This window comes from Micromonospora marina (assembly GCF_900091565.1).
Lineage (GTDB): Bacteria > Actinomycetota > Actinomycetes > Mycobacteriales > Micromonosporaceae > Micromonospora > Micromonospora marina.
Genome location: NZ_FMCV01000018.1, coordinates 120,275 through 141,575, shown reverse-complemented (window position 1 = coordinate 141,575; position 21,301 = coordinate 120,275). Strand labels below are relative to the sequence as shown.

11 protein-coding genes are annotated in these 21,301 nt (G+C 72.9%); 10 read left to right on the top strand and 1 reads right to left on the bottom strand.

Going from position 1 to position 21,301, the window contains the following annotated elements; genetic code table 11:
- From GA0070215_RS20075 to GA0070215_RS20030, 10 genes are all read left to right on the top strand, one after another.
- Positions 1 to 2,544: condensation domain-containing protein (locus tag GA0070215_RS20075; RefSeq protein WP_091048500.1), on the top strand; the 2,544-nt coding region annotated here is incomplete at its 5' end.
- Positions 2,541 to 5,612: an amino acid adenylation domain-containing protein gene (locus GA0070215_RS20070; protein ID WP_091048497.1), complete on the top strand. Its 3,072-nt coding sequence runs from the start codon at positions 2,541 to 2,543 to the stop codon at positions 5,610 to 5,612. The genes GA0070215_RS20075 and GA0070215_RS20070, both read left to right, overlap by 4 nt.
- Positions 5,609 to 10,276 (top strand): type I polyketide synthase, encoded by a 4,668-nt coding sequence (locus tag GA0070215_RS20065; protein ID WP_091048494.1) that lies wholly within the window; start codon positions 5,609 to 5,611, stop codon positions 10,274 to 10,276. Before GA0070215_RS20070 ends, GA0070215_RS20065 begins: the two co-directional genes overlap by 4 nt.
- On the top strand, positions 10,273 to 11,676 hold the full coding sequence (locus tag GA0070215_RS20060; protein ID WP_091048489.1) for a serine hydroxymethyltransferase: 1,404 nt from the start codon (positions 10,273 to 10,275) through the stop codon (positions 11,674 to 11,676). The genes GA0070215_RS20065 and GA0070215_RS20060 overlap by 4 nt, the downstream gene beginning before the upstream one ends.
- 20 nt (positions 11,677 to 11,696) lie before the next feature.
- Positions 11,697 to 16,415: a non-ribosomal peptide synthetase gene (locus GA0070215_RS20055; RefSeq protein WP_091048487.1), complete on the top strand. Its 4,719-nt coding sequence runs from the start codon at positions 11,697 to 11,699 to the stop codon at positions 16,413 to 16,415.
- Positions 16,412 to 17,530, top strand: a complete 1,119-nt coding sequence (locus GA0070215_RS20050) for a homoserine dehydrogenase (RefSeq protein ID WP_091048484.1) — start codon at positions 16,412 to 16,414, stop codon at positions 17,528 to 17,530. The genes GA0070215_RS20055 and GA0070215_RS20050 overlap by 4 nt, the downstream gene beginning before the upstream one ends.
- On the top strand, positions 17,520 to 18,593 hold the full coding sequence (gene gntD, locus GA0070215_RS20045) for a guanitoxin biosynthesis L-enduracididine beta-hydroxylase GntD (RefSeq protein ID WP_018786784.1): 1,074 nt from the start codon (positions 17,520 to 17,522) through the stop codon (positions 18,591 to 18,593). Before GA0070215_RS20050 ends, gntD begins: the two co-directional genes overlap by 11 nt.
- Positions 18,593 to 19,003: an ACT domain-containing protein gene (locus tag GA0070215_RS20040; RefSeq protein WP_091048481.1), complete on the top strand. Its 411-nt coding sequence runs from the start codon at positions 18,593 to 18,595 to the stop codon at positions 19,001 to 19,003. The genes gntD and GA0070215_RS20040 overlap by 1 nt, the downstream gene beginning before the upstream one ends.
- Positions 19,000 to 19,815, top strand: coding sequence for a thioesterase II family protein (locus GA0070215_RS20035; RefSeq protein WP_018786786.1), 816 nt, complete (start codon positions 19,000 to 19,002; stop codon positions 19,813 to 19,815). Before GA0070215_RS20040 ends, GA0070215_RS20035 begins: the two co-directional genes overlap by 4 nt.
- Before the next feature lie 4 nt (positions 19,816 to 19,819).
- Positions 19,820 to 20,530, top strand: a complete 711-nt coding sequence (locus GA0070215_RS20030) for a Fe2+-dependent dioxygenase (RefSeq protein WP_018786787.1) — start codon at positions 19,820 to 19,822, stop codon at positions 20,528 to 20,530.
- Positions 20,531 to 20,539: 9 nt separating this feature from the next.
- Here GA0070215_RS20030 and GA0070215_RS20025 read toward each other — a convergent pair whose 3' ends face one another.
- Positions 20,540 to 21,295, bottom strand: coding sequence for a thioesterase II family protein (locus GA0070215_RS20025; protein ID WP_141708227.1), 756 nt, complete (start codon positions 21,293 to 21,295; stop codon positions 20,540 to 20,542).
- Positions 21,296 to 21,301 lie beyond the last annotated feature (6 nt).

Genomic DNA, 21,301 nt, shown 5'->3' with positions numbered 1-21,301 from the left:
ATGCAGCTCGCGGCGCGGTTGCGTGACTCACTCGGCCGGGACGTGCCGGTGCGGTGGGTGTTCGAGCATCCCACGGTGGCCGCGCTCGCCGCGCACCTCGACACCACCACCGGGCAACCCGCCCATCTCGACGCCGGTCCCCGCGCGGGGACGGCCCGAGCCCCGTACCGACCGTCGTTCGCGCAGCGCCGACTCTGGCTGGCCCAGCAACTCGCCCCCTCGCGTACCGACTACCACGTGCCGTTGCTCGCCCGCCTGCACGGACCGCTCGACGCCGCCGCCCTGCGCGGTGCCCTCACCGCCCTGGTCGCCCGGCACGACGTGTTGCGCACCCGCTTCACGCTGACCGGCGACGGGTTGTCGCAGGTCGTCGACCAGCCCGCTCCGCTCGCCGTGAGCGAGGACGCGATGCCGGACCACGGGGCCGAGTCCGACCTGCCGGCCCGGCTCGGCCGACCGTTCGACCTGGGCGACGAGTGGCCGATCCGGGCTCACCTGCGCCGCGAGGGGCCGGATCGACACCTGTTGCTGCTTCTGCTGCACCACGTCGCCTCGGACGGCTGGTCGGGCGGGGTGCTGCTGCGTGACCTGGCCGAGCTGTACCGCGCCGCCCGCGACGGCACACCAGCGACGTTGCCGCAGGTACCGCTCCGCTTCGTCGACTACGCCGCGTGGGAGACCGACCCGGAGCGGACGGCCGGCTGGGAGGGGCAGCTCGGACACTGGCGGGACCACTTCACCGACATCCCGACCGTGGGGCTGACCCGGCCGCCGGCGGTTCCGCCGCCGGCGGACCGGCCCGGGTCGAGTGTGCCGATCCCGATCGACGACCGGCTCCGCGCCAGCATCGCCGATCTGGCCAGCCAGGCGTCGGTGACCGTGTTCAGCGTGCTGCACGCGGCGCTCGCCGTCCTGATCGCCCGCGAATCGGGCACGGCCCAGGTCCGGGTCGGCACCGACGTGGCACGCCGGGACCGCCCGGAACTGCTCGACCTGGTGGGACCACTGGTCAACCAGGCTGTCCTGGCCACCGACCTCCGGCCGGGGACAACCCCCCGCGCCGCCGTACGGGCCGCCGCCGACGCCCGCTCGATCGCGCTGGCGCATGCCGAGGTGCCGTACGAGCAGGTGGCGCGCAGCGCCGGCCGGCAGGGTGAACCACTGTTCACCACCAAGATCGTGTACGAGGACTCGATCCTGCCCCGCCAACTCGGCGATCTGACAGTCGAGTTCGTCACGGTGCCCCAGCAGCGGGCGAAGTTCGACACCACGCTCTTTTTCTGGGCCGACGACGACACCCTCACCGGCGTGCTCCAGTTCGCCCACGACGTGCTCGACGAGGCCGGCGCGGTACGCGTCCGGGATGCCTACCTGGAGACCCTTCGCCGGTTCGTGACCTCACCGGACGGCTCGATCGACGGTTGGGAAGGAAACGACACACCCATGCAGCAGCCCTCGCCACAGCCCACGGGACCGGTCGGCCTGCGCGCCGTACGTCCCCGCCCGGTCGCCCTCACCGACGCCACCCCGCCGCCGGAAACCGCACCGCCGGTCCCGGTGACGGCGGACGGCGTGCTGCCCCGACTGGTGACCGCCCCGCCGGACCGGCCCGGCCTGGCCGCCTTCGCCGCGCGGCACCGCGGCCGGATCGACGAGTGGCTGCCGGTCGCTGGTGCGGTGCTGTTCCGCGGCTTCGCCGTCGACTCGGCCGAGACCTTCGAGGCCGCCGCCGCGCAACTCTGCACGGACCTGTTCACCGAGAACGGCGAGCACGTTCCGGTGCTCGACTCCGGCCACGTGCAGACCCCGGTCTTCTTCCCGCCCGAGCGCAAACTGCTCTGGCACAACGAGAACTCCTTCAACGCGCGGTGGCCGCACCGGCTGGTCTTCTGCTGCCTGCGGCCGGCGGACTCCGGCGGTGCGACGCCCCTGGTCGACGGCCGCAAGCTGTACGCACGCCTCGACCCCGCGCTGCGCCGGCGGTTCAGCGAACGGCAGGTCCGCTACGAGCGCTGCTACCAGCGGGGCGTCGGACTTACGTGGCAGCAGGTCTTCGGCACCGACGACCGGGCCGAGGTGGAGCGGGTCTGCGCCGCGCAGGACATGCGGTACGAGTGGCTTCCGGGTGACCGGCTGCGCACCACCTGCGTCCGCCCTGCCGTGGTGGCTCACCCGGTCACCGGTGAGCCCTGCTGGTTCACCCAGGCCCAGCACTGGCACCCGTACTGTCTCGACGAGGCCACCCGGGCCGGGCTGCGGGCCATGTACGGCGACGACGCACTGCCCCGGGACTGCCGGTACGGCGACGGATCGCCGATTCCCGACGAGGACATGGCCGAGGTGCTGGCCGCGTACGCCGACCTGGAGGTCACCTTCGCGTGGCAACCCGGCGACGTGCTGCTTGTCGACAACGTCGCCACCGCGCACGCCCGCAATCCGTTCCACGGCGAACGCACCCTGCTGGTCGCCCTCGGCGATCCCGGATCATTCGCCGACGTTCGACTGTCGAGGGAGACCGGCGGCCTGCCGGAGGAGGCATCATGACCGAGACCCTGCCGGCGTACCGGACGTCGCGTCAGCAACGGGACCGGTTCGCCGCCGGCCCGCCCCGGCCCGTCTCCGCCCGGATCACCATCGACGGGCCGGTCGACGCCGCGCGGTTGCGGGCAGCCGTCGCCGCCGTGGTCGAACGGCACGAAGCGGTTCGCACGGTGCTGCTTTCCGCTGCCGTGCCCGACGGTGTCGTCCAGCAGATCCTGCCGACCGCGCGGGCGTGGGCGTGGGGCGAGGGCCCGCTCGACGCCGAACGGGGGCCGCTGCTGCGGGCGGTCCTCACACCGGCCGCCACCGGCGCGGGGGAGCTGGTGCTCACCACGTACGACCGCAACGCCGACCCGGCCAGCCTGGTCACCCTCGCTGGTGAGGTGGCATGCGGTCACGCCGGGCAGGTTCCGACCGACGAGGTGGTGCAGTACCCGCAGTACGCGCAGTGGCAGCACGACCTGGCGCACGAGCCTCTCCCGCCGACCGAGCCGGTGAGCGGGCCACCGCTGCCGTTCGCCGTCGACGGCGAGGACGACGAGCCGGACCAGGACCACCCGGTCGTGGTCGACGGGATCGAATCCGCGCTTGCCGGTCTGCACCGGGACGACCTCGGGGCCACGGTCCTGGCCGCGTGGGCCGCCCTGCTGGCCCGGCTCGGTGACACCACCAGGGTCACGGTGGCGGTGCTCGGCGACGGTCGCGCCGGGGCGGAACTCGACGGGGCGGTCGGCCCGTACGCGCACCATCTGCCGGTCACCGTGCCGGTACCCGAGCAGGTCAGCGGCGGCGCACTCGTCGCCGCCGGAAGCGCCGGGGTCCGTGCGGCGCGGAGCTGGCAGGACCGCTCGGACGCCCCCGAGCTGCCGCCGGACCTGCCGGCCCTGGCCCTGGTCGACCTGGCCGGGACCCCGCCGGTCGCCGGCCACCGGGTGACCGGGGTGTCCTGCCCACCGCCGCCCGGCCCGATCGGTCTGATCGTCGAGCGTACCGGCGACGCCGTGGCGCTGCGGGTCCACCTGCGCCCGGGTCGGTTCCTACCGGGGACCGGACCGGTGCTCGCCGACCAGCTCGGGGCGGTGCTGTCCCACCTGCTCTGCGCGCCGGACCGCCCGGTCGGGGCCGCCGACCTGTTCACCGTCCGCACCCGGAACCTGCTCGACACGGTGCGGGCACAACCCTCGGAGTCGCCGGACGGCCCCGCCGACATCCTCGGTCAGCTCGCCGAGCAGGTCCGGCGCGATCCACAGCGGACCGCGGTCGGCGACGCTCAGCGGACGCTCAGCTACGCCCAACTCGACGACGAGTCGATGCGGCTCGCGGCGCACCTGCGTGGGCGGGGGGTCGGCCCCGGCGAGCTGGTGGCGATCTGCCTCGAACCCGGATGCGACGCACTGGTCGCGATCGTCGCGGTCATGCGCGTCGGCGCCGCCTGGCTGCCGGTCGACCCGGAGTGGCCGGTCGCCCGGACTCGGCGCGTCATCCGCAGCTCCGGCAGCTCGGTGCTGGTCAGCACCGATCGTCTGCTGACCGCCGGTGCACCGGCCGCCGCGGATGGCACGGTCGTCCGGTTGGACCACGACGACTGGCGTGAGGCGGTGCCGGCGGCGGGAGCCCTCACCGTGCCGGACGGCTCCGACCTGGCGTACGTCATGTACACCTCCGGGTCCACCGGGACGCCGAAGGGCGTCGCGGTCACCCACCGGGGGCTCGGGAACTACCTACGGTGGGCGCGGCAGGCGTACCGGCTCGGCCCGGACACGGTCTCCCTGGCGCACTCCCCGTTGAGTTTCGACCTGACCGTCACCTCCCTGCTGGCGCCCCTGACGGCCGGCGGCCGGGTGCACGCCGGTCCGGGTGGGGTGCGGGGACTGGTACGCGGACTGGCCGAGCAGCCGGTCACGCTGCTCAAGCTCACCCCGGCGCACCTGGGTCTGCTCAGCCGGGCGGTGCCGGCGGAGCACCTGGCCGCCCTGCGTACGGTGGTGGTCGGTGGCGAGGCGCTGACCGAGGCGGCCGTCGCGCCGTGGCGTGCGCTCGCCCCCGACGCGCTGCTGGTCAACGAGTACGGCCCGACCGAGACGGTGGTGGGCTGCTGTGTGCATCCGTCCCGCAGGTCGACCGGCCGGCCCTCGGTACCGATCGGCCGACCGATCGCCAGCACCCAGGTGCACCTGCTCGACCCGGCCGGCCGCCGGGTCGGACTGGGCTGCGTGGGTGAGCTGTACGTCGGTGGTGCCGGTGTCGCCCGGGGCTACCACCGGGCACCGGACGCCACCGCGGAACGCTTCGTGCCCGACCCGTTCGACGCCGGCCGGCGGTTGTACCGCACCGGCGACCTGGCCCGCTACCTCCCGTCGGGCGACCTGGAGTACGTCGGGCGCACCGACGACCAGGTGCAGATTCGTGGGTACCGGGTGGAGCTCGGTGAGGTCGAGTCGGTCCTCGGGCGGCATCCGGACGTCGCCGAGGCGGCGGCGACGGTCCGCTCGGACCCACCGACACTGCACGGCTATGTGGTCGCGGCACCAGGTGCCCGTCCCGATCCGGCGGAGTTGCGCAGCTTCCTGGCCAACCGGCTGCCGGCGTACCTGGTCCCCGCCTCGGTCACGGTGGTCGCGTCGCTGCCGACGACCGCCAACGGCAAGGTGGACCGGTCCCGGCTGCCCGACCCCGGCGGCGCCACCGTCGAGGCGCGCGCGGACGCGCACGACGCGTCGGCCGACACGCTGGAGCAGCGGATCGCCGGTATCTGGGCGAGCACCCTCGGGGTGACCGAGGTCGGCCTCCACGACAACTTCTTCGACCTCGGTGGGCACTCGTTCCTCCTGGTCGAGTTGGCCGGTCGGCTCCGGGAGGAGTTCGGACCGGCGGTGACCGTGTTGACCGTCGTCGAGCACCCCACCGTCGCGTCGTTGGCCGCCGCCATCGGCGCCCGGAGAGGTACACCCGCAGACGGTCCGGGCCGGCAGCCCGAAGCGACCATCGAACCACCAACCGCGGACAGCCGCGCAGACCTCCGTCGCCGCGCCCAGGCCGCGGCCCGTGAACGGCATGGGAGCACCCGATGAGTACGCCGCAGACACCCCCCACCGATTCCGTGGTGCCCGCCGACGCCATCGCGGTGGTGGGTATGGCGGCCAAGCTGCCCGGCGCGCCCGACCTGCCGACCTTCTGGACGAACCTGCGCCACGGGGTGGAGTCGATCAGCTTCTTCGGCGAGGCGGAACTGCTCGCCGATGGGTACCTCGTGGACGACATCCGGCACCCGCAGTTCGTGGCCGCGCACGGCGCGCTCGCCGACAGCGGCCACTTCGACGCGGCCTTCTTCGGCTACGCGGCCCGGGAAGCCGAACTGATCGACCCGCAGCACCGGGTGTTCCTGGAATGCGCCCACCACGCGCTGGAGGACGCCAACCTCGTGCCGCACCGGTACCCGGGCCGGATCGGGGTCTTCGCCGGTGCGGGGCTGAACACGTACTTCCTGCGCAACGTGCTGAGCCGTCCCGACGTACTCGACGCCGCCGGTCCGACCCAGGTCGTCCTGGGCAGCGACAAGGACTACCTGGCCACCCGGGTCGCCTACAAGCTCGGCCTGACCGGGCCCGGCATCGCCGTGCAGAGCGCCTGTTCGACGTCGCTGACCGCGGTCGCCCTCGGTTGCCAGAGCCTGCTGAGCTACCAGTGCGACGCGGTCCTGGCCGGCGGGGTCCGGATCAGCTCCCCCCGCCGGGTCGGCTACCGCTACCTGCCGGGCGGGGTGGCCTCCGCCGACGGCCACTGCCGCGCGTACGACGTGGCGGCGCAGGGCACGGTGGGCGGCGACGGCGCGGGCGTGGTGGTGCTCAAGCGCCTGGCCGACGCGCTCGCGGCCGGTGACCACGTCCACGGGGTGATCCTCGGTTCGGCGATCAACAACGACGGTTCGGCCAAGGCGGGTTTCACCGCACCGTCGGTGGCCGCGCAGGCCGACGTCATCGGCGAGGCGCTGGAGGTCGCCGGGGTCGACGCGCGGACCATCTCCTTCGTCGAGGGCCACGGGACCGCGACCGCGCTCGGCGACGTGGTCGAGGTCGCCGCCCTGACCCGCGCGTTCCGCCGGCACACCGACGACGTCAGCTTCTGCGCGCTGGGCTCGGTGAAGACGAACATCGGCCACCTCGACGCGGCGGCCGGCATCGCCGGCCTGCTCAAGGCGTTGCTGGCCCTGCGGCACCGGGAGATCCCGCCCCACCTGCACTTCACCGCGCCGAACCCGGCGTTGGCGCTGGACGACAGCCCTTTCCGGGTGAACCGCACCCTCGTCGACTGGCCGGACGACGGTCGGCCGCGCCGGGCCGGGGTCAGCTCCTTCGGGCTCGGCGGCACCAACGTCCACCTGGTGTTGCAGGAGGCGCCCCGGCCCGGTCCGGTCCGGCGGGAACCGGCGCAGCCGGAGCTGATCGTCGTCTCCGCCCGCTCGGCGGCGGCGTTGAACCGGTCGTCGGCGGCCCTGGCGGGGCTGCTGCGCGGTGCCGACGCCCCGGCTCTGGCCGACGTGGCCCGGACCAGCCGGACCGGCCGGCGGGTCCTGCCGTGGCGACGGGTGGTCGTCGCCGACGACCCTGGTGCGGCGGCCGACGCGTTGGCCGCCGAGATCCCGGAGGCGGTCTTCGAGGAGTCCACCGCCCGGCCAGTCGCCCTTCTGCTGCCCGGCCTCACCGGCTTCGAGCCGGGAACGGGGCGCGACCTGTACGACCACGTTCCCGGCTACCGGGACGACGTGGACCACTGCGCCGACCTGCTCGCCGGTGACCTCGGTCTGGACCTGCGCACGGTGATGTATCCGGCCGACGGGGCCGACGAGCGCGCCCGCGCCGCGTTGACCCGCAACGCCGTCTCGGTGCCGGCCCTGGTGGTCACCCAGTACGCGTTGACCCGTCAACTGCTGCGGACCGGGGTGCGACCGGAGGCGGCGATCGGGTTCTCGCTCGGTGAGTACGTCGCGGCGACCCTGGCCGGTGTCCTCTCCGTCGAGGACTGCATGCGGCTGGTCGCCGTGCGCGGGCGGCTCTATGACACGTTGCCGCCGGGCGGTGCCCTCGCCGTCGGGCTCGCCGCCGAGGTGGTCGCGGCGGAGCTGCCCGGGACACTGACCGTGGCGGCGTTCACCGGTCCGTCGTCGTGCACCGTCTCCGGACCGCCGGGCGAGCTGGCGGACCTCCGGGCCCGGCTGGACGCGCGGGACGTGCCGACCACGCCGGTGCGGACCACGGTGGCCGTCCACTCACCCGCCCTCGACGGCATCCTGGACGCGTACCGGCAGGTCTGCGCGACGGTCCGGTTCACCCACCCGGCGAGCCCGTACGTGTCCACACTGACCGGTGACTGGGCGACCGCCGAGCTGGTCACCGACCCCGAGTACTGGGTCCGGCAGTTCCGCGAGCCGGTCCGGTTCAGTGCCGCGCTGCGCCGCCTGCGCGACCGGTTGCCCGAGGCCGTGCTGCTGGAGGTCGGGCTGGGACACGGCCTCGGTGCGCTGGCCCGCCAGCAGGGCGACGTCCCACCGGCCACCGTGTCCACCCTGCACCGGAGGGCCGCGAGGGTGACCGACCGCACCGCCCTGGTCTCCGCTCTCGGGCAGCTCTGGTTGCTCGGTGTGGACGTGGACCGGCAGCCGCCGCCGGCCGGCCCACCGGTGCGGTTGCCCGGCTACCCGTTCGAGCGCGACGAGTTCTGGCTCAGCCCGGGGTCTGTGGTTCCGGGGCAGGCCACCCCCGGCGCGGTGCGTCCGGTGCCGGCGACTCCGCCGGCCCCGCCGGCCCGCGCCGACCGCGCCGACCCTGCCACCTGGTTCACCATCCCCGTCTGGCGGCAGCGCCCCCGCACGGACGCCGTGGCCGTGCGCCCCGGCGGGGAACGGTGGCTGGTGCTGCGCGGACACCACCCGCTCGGCGACAGCGTCGTGGCGGAGCTGCGTGCCCGGGGTGCCGAGGTGGTGGAGGTCGCGCCCGGTCCGGCCTTCGGCGCGGGCGGCCTCGATCCGGGCGGCGACGGGCCGTTGCTGGTGAATCCCGACCGGCCGGCCGACTACCGGACGCTGCTGGACCGGCTGGCCGGCGCGGGCCGGCAGCCCGACCAGATACTGCACCTGTGGTCGCTGGACGTGCCGGCACCGGACCTCAGCACGGAGACCACCACCGAGACCATCGCTGCCGTCGAGACCGGGCAGGTGCTCTCCTTCTACAGTCTGCTCTTCCTCGGACAGGCGATGGAGACCCTGCCGACCGCCGGCGCCGTCGCGCTGCGGATCGTCGCCGCCGGCCTGCACTCGATCAGCGGCACCGAACGGCTCAACCCGATCACCCGCACCGTGACCGGGGCCGCCCTGGTCCTGCCCCAGGAGAACGCCGAGCTGCCCTGCCAGGTGTTCGACCTGGACCCGGACCCGGCCACCGAGGATCCCGACCGGGTGGCGCGACGGCTGCTCGACGAGTGCGGCGAACCGTCGCCGGACCCGGTCGCCTGGCGCGGTGGTCGGCGCTGGATACCCGACTGGGACGCCCTCGACCTGCCCGAGCCGGTGACGGACCCGTTCCGGCCCGCCGGCGTCTACCTGATCACGGGTGGTGCCGACGAGTACGCCGACTCCTTCACCCGCGTGCTGGTCGACGACTACGCCGCCGACGTCACCATCGTCGAGCGGCCTGGTTTTCCCGCCGAGCAGCAGTGGGACGACTGGCTCGACACCCATCCCCGGCACGACGACACCAGCGAGCGGATCCGCCGCGTCCGCGCTGGACGGGCCGCCGGTGGCCACGTCTCGGTGGTGACCGCCGACGTCGCCGCCCCGGCGCAGTTGCGCCAGGCCGTCCGATCGGTCATCGAACGGGCCGGCCGCCTCGACGGGGTGCTGCACACCGCCGGGCTGGCCGAGGAACGGGTGCACTACCTGGTCCGGGACACCACGCGGGCGGTGTGCCAGGAGCGCTTCCGCCGCCGGCTGCACGGTACGGTCGCGCTCGGCGCGGCCCTGGCCGGACTGCCGGTCGGGTTCTGCCTGGTGCAGTCGACGCTGAGTCCCCAACTGGGTGGGCTGGGCCGGATGGCGAGCGCGGCGGCGGCAACCTTCGCCCACGGCTGGGTCGATCTGCTTTCCCGTACCACCCCCACCCGCTGGTTCAGCACCGACTGGGACGACGGTGAGTACGAGGTGGCCGCCGACCGGGAGACCGGTCTCGGCCCGCCGTTCAGCGCCGCCGAGGCGGTCGGGGCGATGCGGCGGATCCTGGCCCTGCCGGACCCGGGCCACCTCGTCGTCCTCGCCGACGACCTGCGGCCCCGCATCGACTACTGGCGGTACGGCCAGCACCGGGGAGTGGCACCGGTCGGGGGGCTGAGCGCCGCTCATCCCCGGCCACCGCTGGCCACCCCGTACGCGGCGCCGCGCAACGACATCGAGGAACGGATCGCCGCGATCTGGCAGCTCCTGCTGGGCATCGAGAAGGTCGGCGTCGACGACGACTTCTTCGCCCTCGGCGGGCACTCGCTGCTCGGCGTGCAACTCGTCTCGCGGCTCCGGTCCGGTTTCGACATCGACTTCCCGCTACGCACCCTGTTCGAGGCGCCGACGGTGGCAGGTATGGCACAGCAGGTCGTGCAGATCCAGGCCCGGCACACCGACATCGACGACCTGGAAGCCCTCCTCGACGAGTTGGAGAACATGGACGACGACCATGACGGGAGCGCGCCGTGACGGTGTCGGCCCACAGTGACGCCAGCTCCGGCACCTCCGTGGCCCGGCTGGCCGAGCGGGGTGTGGACCTGCTGCGGCAGGAGGACCCGGCCCTGCACGCGATCCTGGACCGGGAGAACCGGCGGCAGGAACGTTCGCTGGTCATGGTCGCCTCGTCAAGCGTGGTCGACCCGTCGGCGCTGGCCTGCCTGGCGTCACCGGTGGTGAACGTGACGGCGGAGGGTTACCCGGGCCGTCGATACCACGCCGGCTGCGTACAGGTAGACGAGATCGAACAGCTCGCGATCGACCGGGCCCGCCGCCTCTTCGGAGCCGAGTACGCGAACGTGCAACCGCACTCGGCCTCGGTCGCCAACGAACTGGTGCTCAGTGCCCTGCTGCGGCCGGGGGACGTGATCCTCGGGATGGACCTGCACCAGGGCGGCCACCTCACGCACGGATCGCGGGCGTCCTTCTCGGGGCAGTACTTCCAGGCCCACGGGTACGGGCTGGACGAGCACGGTCGCATCGACGTCGGCGCGGTCCGCGCGCTGGCGCGCCGGACCCGGCCCCGACTGATCATCTGCGGGGCGACGGCGTACTCCCGCATGGTCGACTTCGCCGCCTTCCGAGCGGTGGCCGACGAGGTGGGTGCGCTGCTGCTGGCGGACATCTCCCACGTCGCGGGGCTGGTGGTGGCCGGGCTGCACCCCAGCCCGGTCGACCACGCGCACATCACCACCACCTGCACCCACAAGCAACTCTTCGGCCCGCGCGGCGGTCTGGTGCTGCTCGGCCGGGACGCGACGACGCCCGTGCCGGGTGGTCGCGGCACCCTGGCCGAGGCGATGCAGCGTTCGGTCTTCCCGTTCTTCCAGGGAGCACCGGCGGTCAACGTGATCGCGGCGAAGGCGCGGGCCTTCGACCGGTGCGCCACCACGGAGTTCCGGGACCTGGCCGCACGCATCGTCGACGACGCCCGGGCGCTCGCCGACGCGTTCGCCCGGCTCGGGTACCGAGTGGTCTCCGGGGGCACGGACAACCACATCGTGCTGCTCGACCTGAGCGACACCGGGTTGAGCGGGCTGGTCGCCCAGAACGCCCTGGAATCGGTGGGGATCCTGGTCAACAAGAACCACGTACCCGGCGACCGACGGCCCGCCTCGGTCACCAGCGGACTCCGGCTGGGCACCAACACCCTCGCGGTACGCGGAGCCGGGCCGGTCGACATGCCGACCTGCGCCCAGCTGGCGGACCGGGTGCTGCGGGCGGTACAGCCTCGCGGGGACCGGGACTTCCACCTCGACGCCGGGACCGCTGCGCAGGTGTCGGCCGACGTGGCGGCGCTCTGCGAGCGCTGGCCGTTACCGCGCTACCCGGCCGACGGCCGTGCCTGCACCACGCCCGCCTGGCCGAGTTGACCCCGACAAGGAGAACCTCCATGGACCTGGATTCCGAGACGCTGACCAGAATCTCGGCGTTGTCCCCACGTAAGCAGGCGCTGCTGGCCGAGCGGCTCCGGCGACCGGTGGGAACGGAGCACGCACCGATCGGGCGCCGGCCGGACGGCCCCGTCCCGCTCTCCTTCGCCCAGCAGCGGCTGTGGTTCCTGGACCAGCTCGACCCGGGCACGGCGCACTACAACATCCCCCTCGCCGCCACCATCCGGGGCCCGATCGACGTACCGGTGCTCGAACGCAGCCTCAACGTGCTCGTCGAGCGGCACGAGAGCCTGCGTACCAGCTTCGTCCTCGGTGACGACGGTCCGGTCCAGATCGTGCACGAACGAACCTGGGTGCCGCTGGAGGGGCACGACCTGGCCGACCTGCCCGAGCCGGACCGGAGCGCCGCCCTGGACGACCTGGTGGTGAAACACGCCAACCGGCCGTTCGCCCTCGACCGGGCGCCGTTGCTGCGGGTCGGGCTGGTGCGTCTTGGACCCGCCGAACACGTGTTGATGGCCTCGATCCACCACATCATCGCCGACACCTGGTCGATGGAGCTGGTGCTGCGGGAGCTGTCGGTGACCTACGAGGCGCTGACCCACGGGCAACGCCCGCCTCTGGACGACCTCGCCGTGCAGTACCCCGACTACGCCTACTGGCAGCGGTCGGCCCTGCAAGGGGAGGCACTCGACGCGCAGGTCGCGTACTGGCGGGACCAGCTCGCCGGAGAGGTGCCGGTGCTGGACCTGCCCACCGACCGGGCCCGCCCGGCACAGCAGAGCTACCGGGGCGCGCAGTACGTCGAGTGGCTGCCGGCGGATCTCGCCGAGCGGGCACGGGAACTGGGCCGCGAGGCGCGTACCGGAACGTTCAGTGTCTTCCTCGCCGGCCTCGCCGCGCTGCTGGGCCGGTACAGCGGCCAGGACCGGGTCGGCATCGGCACCCCGGTGGCGAACCGGGGCCGACCGGAGCTCACCGGCATGGTCGGCTACCTGTCGAACACGGTGCTGTTGCGGACGGACCTGCGTGACGACCCGACCTTCACGGAGCTGTTGGCCCGCGCCCACCGGACGAACCTCGGGGCCCTGGCCAACCAGGACCTACCCTTCGACCGGATCGTGGAGATCGCCCAGCCCGACCGGGATCTCAGCCGGACGCCGCTGATCCAGGTGATGTTCGTCTTCCGGGCCGGCGACGGCCCCGAGCCCGGGGCACCGGCCGTCCTTCCCGGGCTCGACGAGGCACTGGCGATCGACAACCACACCGCCAAGTTCGATCTGACCTTCGGCTTGGAGGAGAACGGCGGCACCTTCCGGCTCGCGGTCGAGTACAGCACCGACCTGTTCGACGAGGCGACCGTCGTCCGGATGGTCGGGCACCTGACCACCCTGCTCACCGCCGCACTGGCCGACCCGACGCTCCGGCTGGCCGACCTGCCGCTGCTGACGGCGCCGGAGGAGGAACAGCTCGTCGTCGAGTGGAACCGCACCGACACCGCGTACCCGTCCGACCGCTGCCTGCACGAGCTGATCGAGGAACAGGTCGACCGAGACCCCGAAGCGCTCGCCGTGGTCACCGGCACGGGACGGCTGACGTACGCCGAGCTGGACGCCCGGGCGAACCAGCTCGCCCACCACCTGATCGCCCGCGGCGCCGGGCCGGACGTGCCGGTGGGGATCTGCCTGGAGAAGTCCCTCGACCTGGTCGTCGGTCTGCTGGGTATCGCCAAGGCCGGCTCGGCCTACCTGCCGTTGGACCCGACGTACCCGGCGGAGCGGCTGCGGTACATGCTGGACACCGCCGCCGCACCGCTGGTGGTGGGTACGGCCGCGAGCGCCCCGTGGGCTGCCTCGGTCCCCGGCGTCCGGCTCGTCGACGTCGAGGCGGACCGGGCGGCCGTCGCGGCGGAGCCGAACCGGCGGCCGCGCCCGGCCGTCACCCCGGAGAACCTGGCGTACGTCATCTTCACCTCGGGCTCCACCGGGCGGCCGAAGGGGGTGCTCCTCGACCACCGCGGCCGGGTCAACAACTTCAGCGACTTCAACCGCCGATTCGGGATCGGACCCGGCGACCGCCTGCTCGGGCTGGCCGCCACCGGGTTCGACATGTCCGCCTACGACGTGTTCGGCACGCTGATGGCTGGGGCCACCCTGGCGCTGCCGGACCCGGGCACGGAACGCGACCCGGAACACTGGCACCGGGTGGTCGCCGAGCACCGGGTGACGGTGTGGCACACCGTGCCGGCCCTGCTGGAGATGTTCGTCGAGGCGGGTGAGTCGGTCGGGGCCGGTCCGCTGCCGATCCGGCTCGCGCTGCTCGGCGGGGACTGGATCCCGCTCAGCCTCCCCGACCGGCTCCGGGCCCTGGCACCCGGTGTGCGGGTGGTCAGCCTCGGTGGCGCCACCGAGGTGTCGATGGACTCGACGATCTACCTCGTCGACGAGGTGGACCCCACCTGGCGCAGCATCCCGTACGGCCGGCCGATGGCCAACCAGCGGTGCTTCGTCCTGGACTCGCGGATGCGACCGGTGCCGGTCGGGGTGCCGGGCGACCTGTACCTGGCCGGCGTCGGCGTCGGCCGCGGCTACCTCGGCGACACCGAGTTGACCCGCGCCAAGTTCCTTCCCAGCCCGCTGCCGCAGTGGCCCGACGAGCGGCTCTACCGCACCGGCGACCGGGCCCGGTACCGCTCCGACGGCAACCTGGAACTCCTCGGCCGCAGCGACTTCCAGGTCAAGATCCGGGGCTGGCGGATCGAGCCCGGTGAGGTGGAGAGCGCGCTGCGCGCCCAGGACGGTGTCAAGGAGGCCCTGGTCACCGTCTCACCCGACGACGGTACGCCCCGACGGCTGATCGCTTACCTGGTCGCCGAACCGGGCGGCTCACTGGACCCGGCCGTGGTCCGGGCGGCGGCGCAAGAGATCCTTCCCGACTACCTGGTCCCGGCCGTGCTGATGCCGCTGGAGTCGTTCCCGCTGACCCCGAACGGCAAGATCGATCGAGGTCGGTTGCCCGCCCCCGACGCCGGCGGCGAGGCCGCCGGAACCCCGTACGTCGCCCCCCGGGACCGCACCGAACAGGTTCTCGCCGACATCTGGTCGGAGCTTCTCGGGCTGGACCGGGTGGGGATCGAGGACAACTTCTTCGCCCTCGGTGGCGACTCCATCACCACCATCCAGGTGGTGTCCAGGGCCCGGCGGGTCGGCGTGTCCCTCTCACCCCGGCAGATGTTCCAGCACCAGACGATCGCCGAGTTGGCCCGGGACGCGTCGACCGTCTCCGACGAGGAGCCCGGCGCTCCGGACGAACTGCCGCCGCTGACCGCACCGACCCCGGCGGAACTGGCCCGGCTGCGGGCTGAGATTCCCGACCTGGTCGACGTGTACCCGTTGCCGCCGATGCAGCGACACATGCTGCGCCGGCAGTTGGCCCACCCCCGTCCCGGGCAGTACGTCATCCAGGCCGACTACCTCTTCGTCCGCGACGGGCTCGACCTGGACGCGCTCACCGAGGCGTGGCAGTACGTGGTGCGTCGCCACCCCACCCTGCGTACCTCCTTCCACTGGGCGGGCCTGGCCGAGCCGGTGCAGGTCGTCCACGCCGACGCGACCATCCGGATCAGCCGTCACGACCTGCGGGGTCTCGACACCGCCGGGCAGGTCGCCCGGCAGGACGAGATCGTCGATGCGGACCGGGCGGCGGGCTTCGACCTGGGCGCCGCGCCGCTGCTGCGCCTGCACCTGTTGCAGATCGACGACGGCACCTACAAGTACGTCTGCACCAACCACCACATCGTGCTCGACGGTTGGTCCCGGGCCATCGTGCAGCAGGAGGTCTTCGCGGTCTACCAGGCGATCCTCGACGGCGAGACGCCACGGCTGCCGACCCTGACCCCGTTCCGGGACTACGTCGCCTGGCTGCGCGGGCGGGACCTGGACACGGCGGCCCGGTTCTGGCGTGACCACCTGGCCGGCTTCGACGGGCCCACCCCCGTGGTGGCCGCCGTGGGGCGGCCGGACCCGGTCGTGGGAACCGAATTCGCCAAGCAGCGGATCCCACTGGACCCGGTCACCCACGAGGCACTGGCCGAGTACTGCCGGGTGCACCGGCTCACCGTCAACACCGTGATCCAGGGAGCGTGGCTGCTGCTCATGGCGGCCTACACCGGGCGCAGGGACGTCGTGCTCGGGGTCACCTCGTCCGGCCGGGCGACGGAGTTCCCGGGCGTGGACACGGTCTCCGGGCTGTGCATGAACACGCTTCCGGTACGCGTCACGGTGGACCCGGACCGGAAGGCAAGGGAATGGCTGGCCGACCTTCAGGCGGATCAGGTGGAGCTGCGGCAGTACGAGTACAGCTCGGTGGAGGAGGCGCTGGGTGTGGAACTGCTCGACCTCTTCGAGTGCATGATGGTCTTCGAGAACTATCCCTGGGACGGCTCACTGAACAACCTCGCCTCCCGCGTCGACCTGGAGCATCCCCTCGCCCAGGCCGACTACCAGGTGGCCCAGTTCGAGTTCCCGCTCCGGGTCGAGGTGGTGCCGGGTGCCGACACGCTCCTGATCATGCACTACTACCCGGGTGTGTTCGACCACGACACGGTGACCGCGATGATCGCCGACTGGGACGCCACCATCGCCGGCCTGGCCGCTCGTGGGGACGGGCCGCTCGGCGGCGTCGCCGTCACCACCGTTCGGCCCGGAGCAGGCCGGTGAGCCCGGTGACCTGGCGGCTCTGCCTGGCCGGCGCCGGCAACGTGGGCCGCTCACTGATCGACCTGCTCGACGAGCGTGGTCCGGACCTGGCCGCTCGGTACGGCGTACGCCTGGCGGTGGTCGGTGTCGCCGAACTCGGCGGCGCCGCGCTGCACCTGGACGGGCTGGACCTGTCGACGCTGCGCGCCACCCTGTCCGGCGGGCGGGCGCTGGCCGACCTGCCCGGCGTGGGCAGACCAGGGCTGGAGCCGCTGCCGCTGCTCGCCGAGTGCGGCGCGGACATCCTGGTCGAGGCGACCCCGGTGAACCTGACCGACGGCCGGCCGGCCCTGGACACGGTCCGGTACGCCCTCACCCACGGCGTCCACGCCGTACTCGCCAACAAGGCGCCCCTCGCCCTGCGCTACGCGGAGCTGGCTGCCCTGTCCCACCCGGCCGACCGGTGGCCGGCCGGGCCGGCCGCAGCCGCTGCGACCCCGTCGGCCGGCCGGCTCCGCTTCAGCGCCACCGTCGCGGGCGCCCTGCCGGTGGTCACCATCGGCCGCCGGGACCTGGCCGGCGCCCGGATCGACCGGGTCGAAGCAATATTCAACGGCACGTCGCAGAGCGTGCTGCGCGCGATGGAGGCAGGCGTCGACTTCGCGGACGCGGTCCGGGACGCCCAACGACGTGGCATCGCCGAGGCCGACCCGAGCCTCGACGTCGGCGGACACGACGCCGCCTGCAAGCTGGCTATCCTGGCCAACGCGGTCCTCGGCCAGCCGACCGCCCTCGCCGACATCGCCGTCACCGGCATCGACGCCTGCACCCCGGCAGACCTTGCCGCCGCCCGCGACCGGGGGGAGCGGATCGTGCCGCTCTGCCTGGCCGAGCGAACGGACACCGGCTACCACCTGGCCGTACGACCGGCTCCACTGCCGCAGGACCACCCGCTGGCGATGATCGGTCCGGACGAGATGGCGGTGTCGTTCACCACCGACCGGGTCGACCGGCTGGTGGCGGTCAGCCTGGAGCCGGGCCCCGAGCCGGCGGCGGCGGCCCTGCTCCGGGACATCCTCGACATCGCCGGCGCACAGCCGACCGGCCCGACATCCGGCGGTACACATGCGCAGTGAGCAGCACACGACCGGCGCTCCGGTGCTGGTGGGACCGGGTCGGCTCGACCTCACCCCCGAGGAGGCCGCCCAGGTCCACGACCTGGTCGACACCCTTCGGGCGGCGCACGGCACGGCGGACTCATCGGCTTTCCTGCGGGACGTGGCGGTGGCCGGCGGCCAGTTACCGGCCCGACTACGCCGGTTCCTGACCGAGCTGCGGACCGCGGAGCAGCACGCCACCTGCGTCATCTCCGGTTTCCAGGTCGACGACGCGTCGATCGGGCCGACGCCGGCGGGCTGGTCCCACCAGCCCGACCGCCGGACCACCCTGACCGAGGAGATGTGGCTGGTGCTCTGCGCCACGGCACTCGGGGACGTGTTCGGCTGGGCTACCCAGCAGGAGGGAGCCCTGGTCCACGACATCTGCCCCGCACCCGGCTTCGAGCACAGCCAGCTCGGCAGCGGTAGCACCGAACTGCTGTGGTGGCACACGGAGGAGGCCTTCCACCCGTTGAAGTGCGACTACCTGGGGCTTCTCTGCCTGCGTAATGACGCCCGCGTCCCCACCACCTTCGCCACCGTGGAGAATCTCCACCTCGACGAGGCGACCCGCGAGGTGCTCTTCGAACCGCGTTTCGTCATCCGGCCCGACGACTCGCACCTGGAGCAGACCCACGGCTCGTCGACGGCGACCGGACGGACCGCCGTCCTGCTCGACGCGGCCCGTCGGCGGGTCCGGGAGATGAACGAGCGGCCGTTCCCGGTCGCGGTGCTCTCCGGTGACCCGTCGTCGCCGTACCTGTCCATCGACCCGTTTTACATGCGGGTGCCGGAGGACGACCCGGTCGCCGCCGAGGCGCTACGGCGGATCTGCGCGGCCATCGACGGATCCCTCCAGGAGGTGGCGCTGGCACCGGGGGAGATCCTGTTCATCGACAACTTCCGGGCGGTACACGGACGGCGGCCCTTCCAGGCCCGCTACGACGGCCGGGACCGCTGGCTGAAGCGCGTCAACATCACCCGGGACCTGCGCAAGTCCCGGGCGTTCCGGCACCGCACCGACTCGAGGATCATCTACTGATGGACACCCGCCAGGGCGCCCCGTCGCGCCACCTGACCCTGCTTACCGGCGAGTTCGCCGTGCACCGCCTCGCGCCCGACGCGCCCGTACCAGGGTGGGCGCTGGCCGGAAGCACCCCGTTCACGTCGGTCACCCGCACCCGGCACGAACTGTCCCTCATTCTGCCCGTCGAGGCCGTGCCGCCACCCTCGCGTACCGACGCGGTGTGGCATTGCCTGCGCGTCGAAGGACCGTTCGGACTGGACGAGCCGGGAGTCCTGCACAGCGTGGTCGCACCGCTGGCCGCAGCCGGCGTGAGTGTGTTCGCCGTCGCCACCTATGACACTGACCACCTGCTCGTCACCGACCTGCCCGGGGCGCTCGCAGCGCTGACCGGCGCCGGGCACCGGGTGGAACGGGAGGAGCCATGAACGGGCGGCCCGTGCAGACCGGGGCCAACCCGTGGGTGGTGCGGTGGCGGCACGTTCCCCGGCCGCGACTGCGCCTGTTCTGCTTCCCGTACGCCGGTGGCGGCGCGGCGGTGTACCGGGAGTGGCCGGCGCTGCTGCCCGAGGACGTCGAGGTGTGCGCGATCCAGCCGCCGGGGCGCGAGAACCGCTCCGGCGAGCCGCTGCTGGACCGGGTGGAACAGCACCTGCCGCCCCTGACGGAGGTGCTGCAGGCTGCGGGCGACGTTCCCTACGCGACCTTCGGGCACAGCCTCGGCGCGATGGTCAGCTTCGAGGTGGTGCGCCGGCTGCACCGCGCGGGCGGGCGGCTGCCGACCCGGATGTTCGTCTCCGGACGGCCGGCTCCGCAGATCGGGCCCTCCTACACGCCCATCCACGAACTGCCGGACGACGAGTTCTGCGCCAGCATCGTCCGGCTCAACGGCACCGACGCCGACCTGTTCACCCATCCGGAGTTGGCCGCCTACTTCGTCCCGATCCTCCGCGCCGACTTCGCGGTCAGCGAGCGACACCGCCACGTCGCCGGTGCCGCCCTCCCGGTACCGGTCACCGCATACTGCGGGGCGGAGGACCCCACCGTGTCACCGGAGGTGATGGCGGGCTGGGCGGAGCAGACGTCAGCTTCCTTCGCGCTGCGGGTCCTTCCCGGCGACCACTTCTTCCTCCGGTCGGCCCGGTCCCCACTGCTGGCCGACGTGGCCCACCACCTGCGTCCCCGGCCGGCCCCCGCCGGGCGGTCCCAACCGGTCCCGACCTCGACCCGTAAGGAGTAGGCCCATGTGGCCCAGCATCATCACCATCGAGAAGTTCCTCGACGACGACGACCTTGACACCATCCAGGAGAGCATCGACGCAGCGGCGTTCGTCGACGGTGCGGTCTCCGCCGGGGGTGGCAACCTGGACGTGAAGAACAACCGGGAGATGGCCGCCGAACAACCGTACGTCGAGATCGTCAAGCTGGTGGAGCGGGCGATCCGGCGCAGCCTGGAGTTGAACTTCTCCGTATTTCCCCGCGCCATCACTCGGGCCATCGTCAACCGCTACGACGAAGGCATGTCGTACGGCATGCACATCGACTCGCCGGTCATCGGTTTCATGGCCCAGCAGCAGGCGTACGGTTCGTTCGGGCAGAACTACCTGCGCAGCGACTTCTCGATGACCGTCTTCCTGACCGACCCGGCGAGCTACGACGGCGGTGAGCTGACCTTCGCCAGCCCGTGGGGGAGCCGGGTCTACAAGTTGCCGATCGGCTCCGCGGTGATCTATCCGACCGGGATGCCACACGAGGTGACCACGGTGACCCGTGGATCCCGCCTCGCCGCGATCCTGTGGATGCAGAGCATGATCCGCGACCACGAGCAGCGCCGACAGGTCAGTGACCTGAATGTCCTCGCGCAGGAACTCCTCGCCCTCGACCGGACCTCACCGCTGGCGCTCAAGGCCCGCGACCTGGCGGCCAACGCGCTCCGCCTGGCCGCGGACGTCTGACGACGGGTCTCAGCGCAGCCAGTGCTCCAGGGACCGCTGGAGGTTCGCCGGGCAGGACAGGAAGGCCAGGTGTGCTCCCTCCAACTCCTCGTACTCGACCTGCGCACACTCCGTCCAGCCCGGCCGGACCTGGTCGGCCGGCACGACGTCGTCGCCGGTCCAGCCGAGCAGGGTCACCGGCACCGGGACCCGCGCCCCGGCCGGGTAGGAGTAGTCGCGTTGGGTCTCCAGGTCGTGCCGGAGCACCTGGGTCAACAGGTCGACGAAGTCCTCCCGGACAGGAACCCCCGCTCGCGCGAACAACAGCCGGGTCTCGGCGTGCAGGTCCGCCGTCGACAGGTCGACGAAGTTGAGGTAGCCGTACAGGCCACGGTGTGGTGCCCCCCAGGACGAGGCCACCAGCCGCCGGGGCAGCGGGCAGCCCCGGCGTTCCAGCTCGAAGATCGTCTCCAGGGCGTACGGGACCGCGCCGCAGTGCCCCACGAAGTAGTAGTCGCGGTCGAGGTACGGCAGCAGCGCGTCCGCCAGATCGTGGGCGAACGCGCGATGCGTGCGGTGCGCCGGCTCCCGTGTGCGGTTCTCCCGCCCGGGGGGTTGCACCGCCACCACCGCCACCTCACCGATCCGCGCCGGCCAGGGACGGTACGACGAGGCACCCACCCCGGCGTACGGAAAGGCGAATGCGAGGGGGCCGGCCGGCGGGGCGGGCACGAACCACCGGCCCGGCCGGACGACGGGAACCGCGGTTCTCGGTTCGGGTGCCATCGCGCC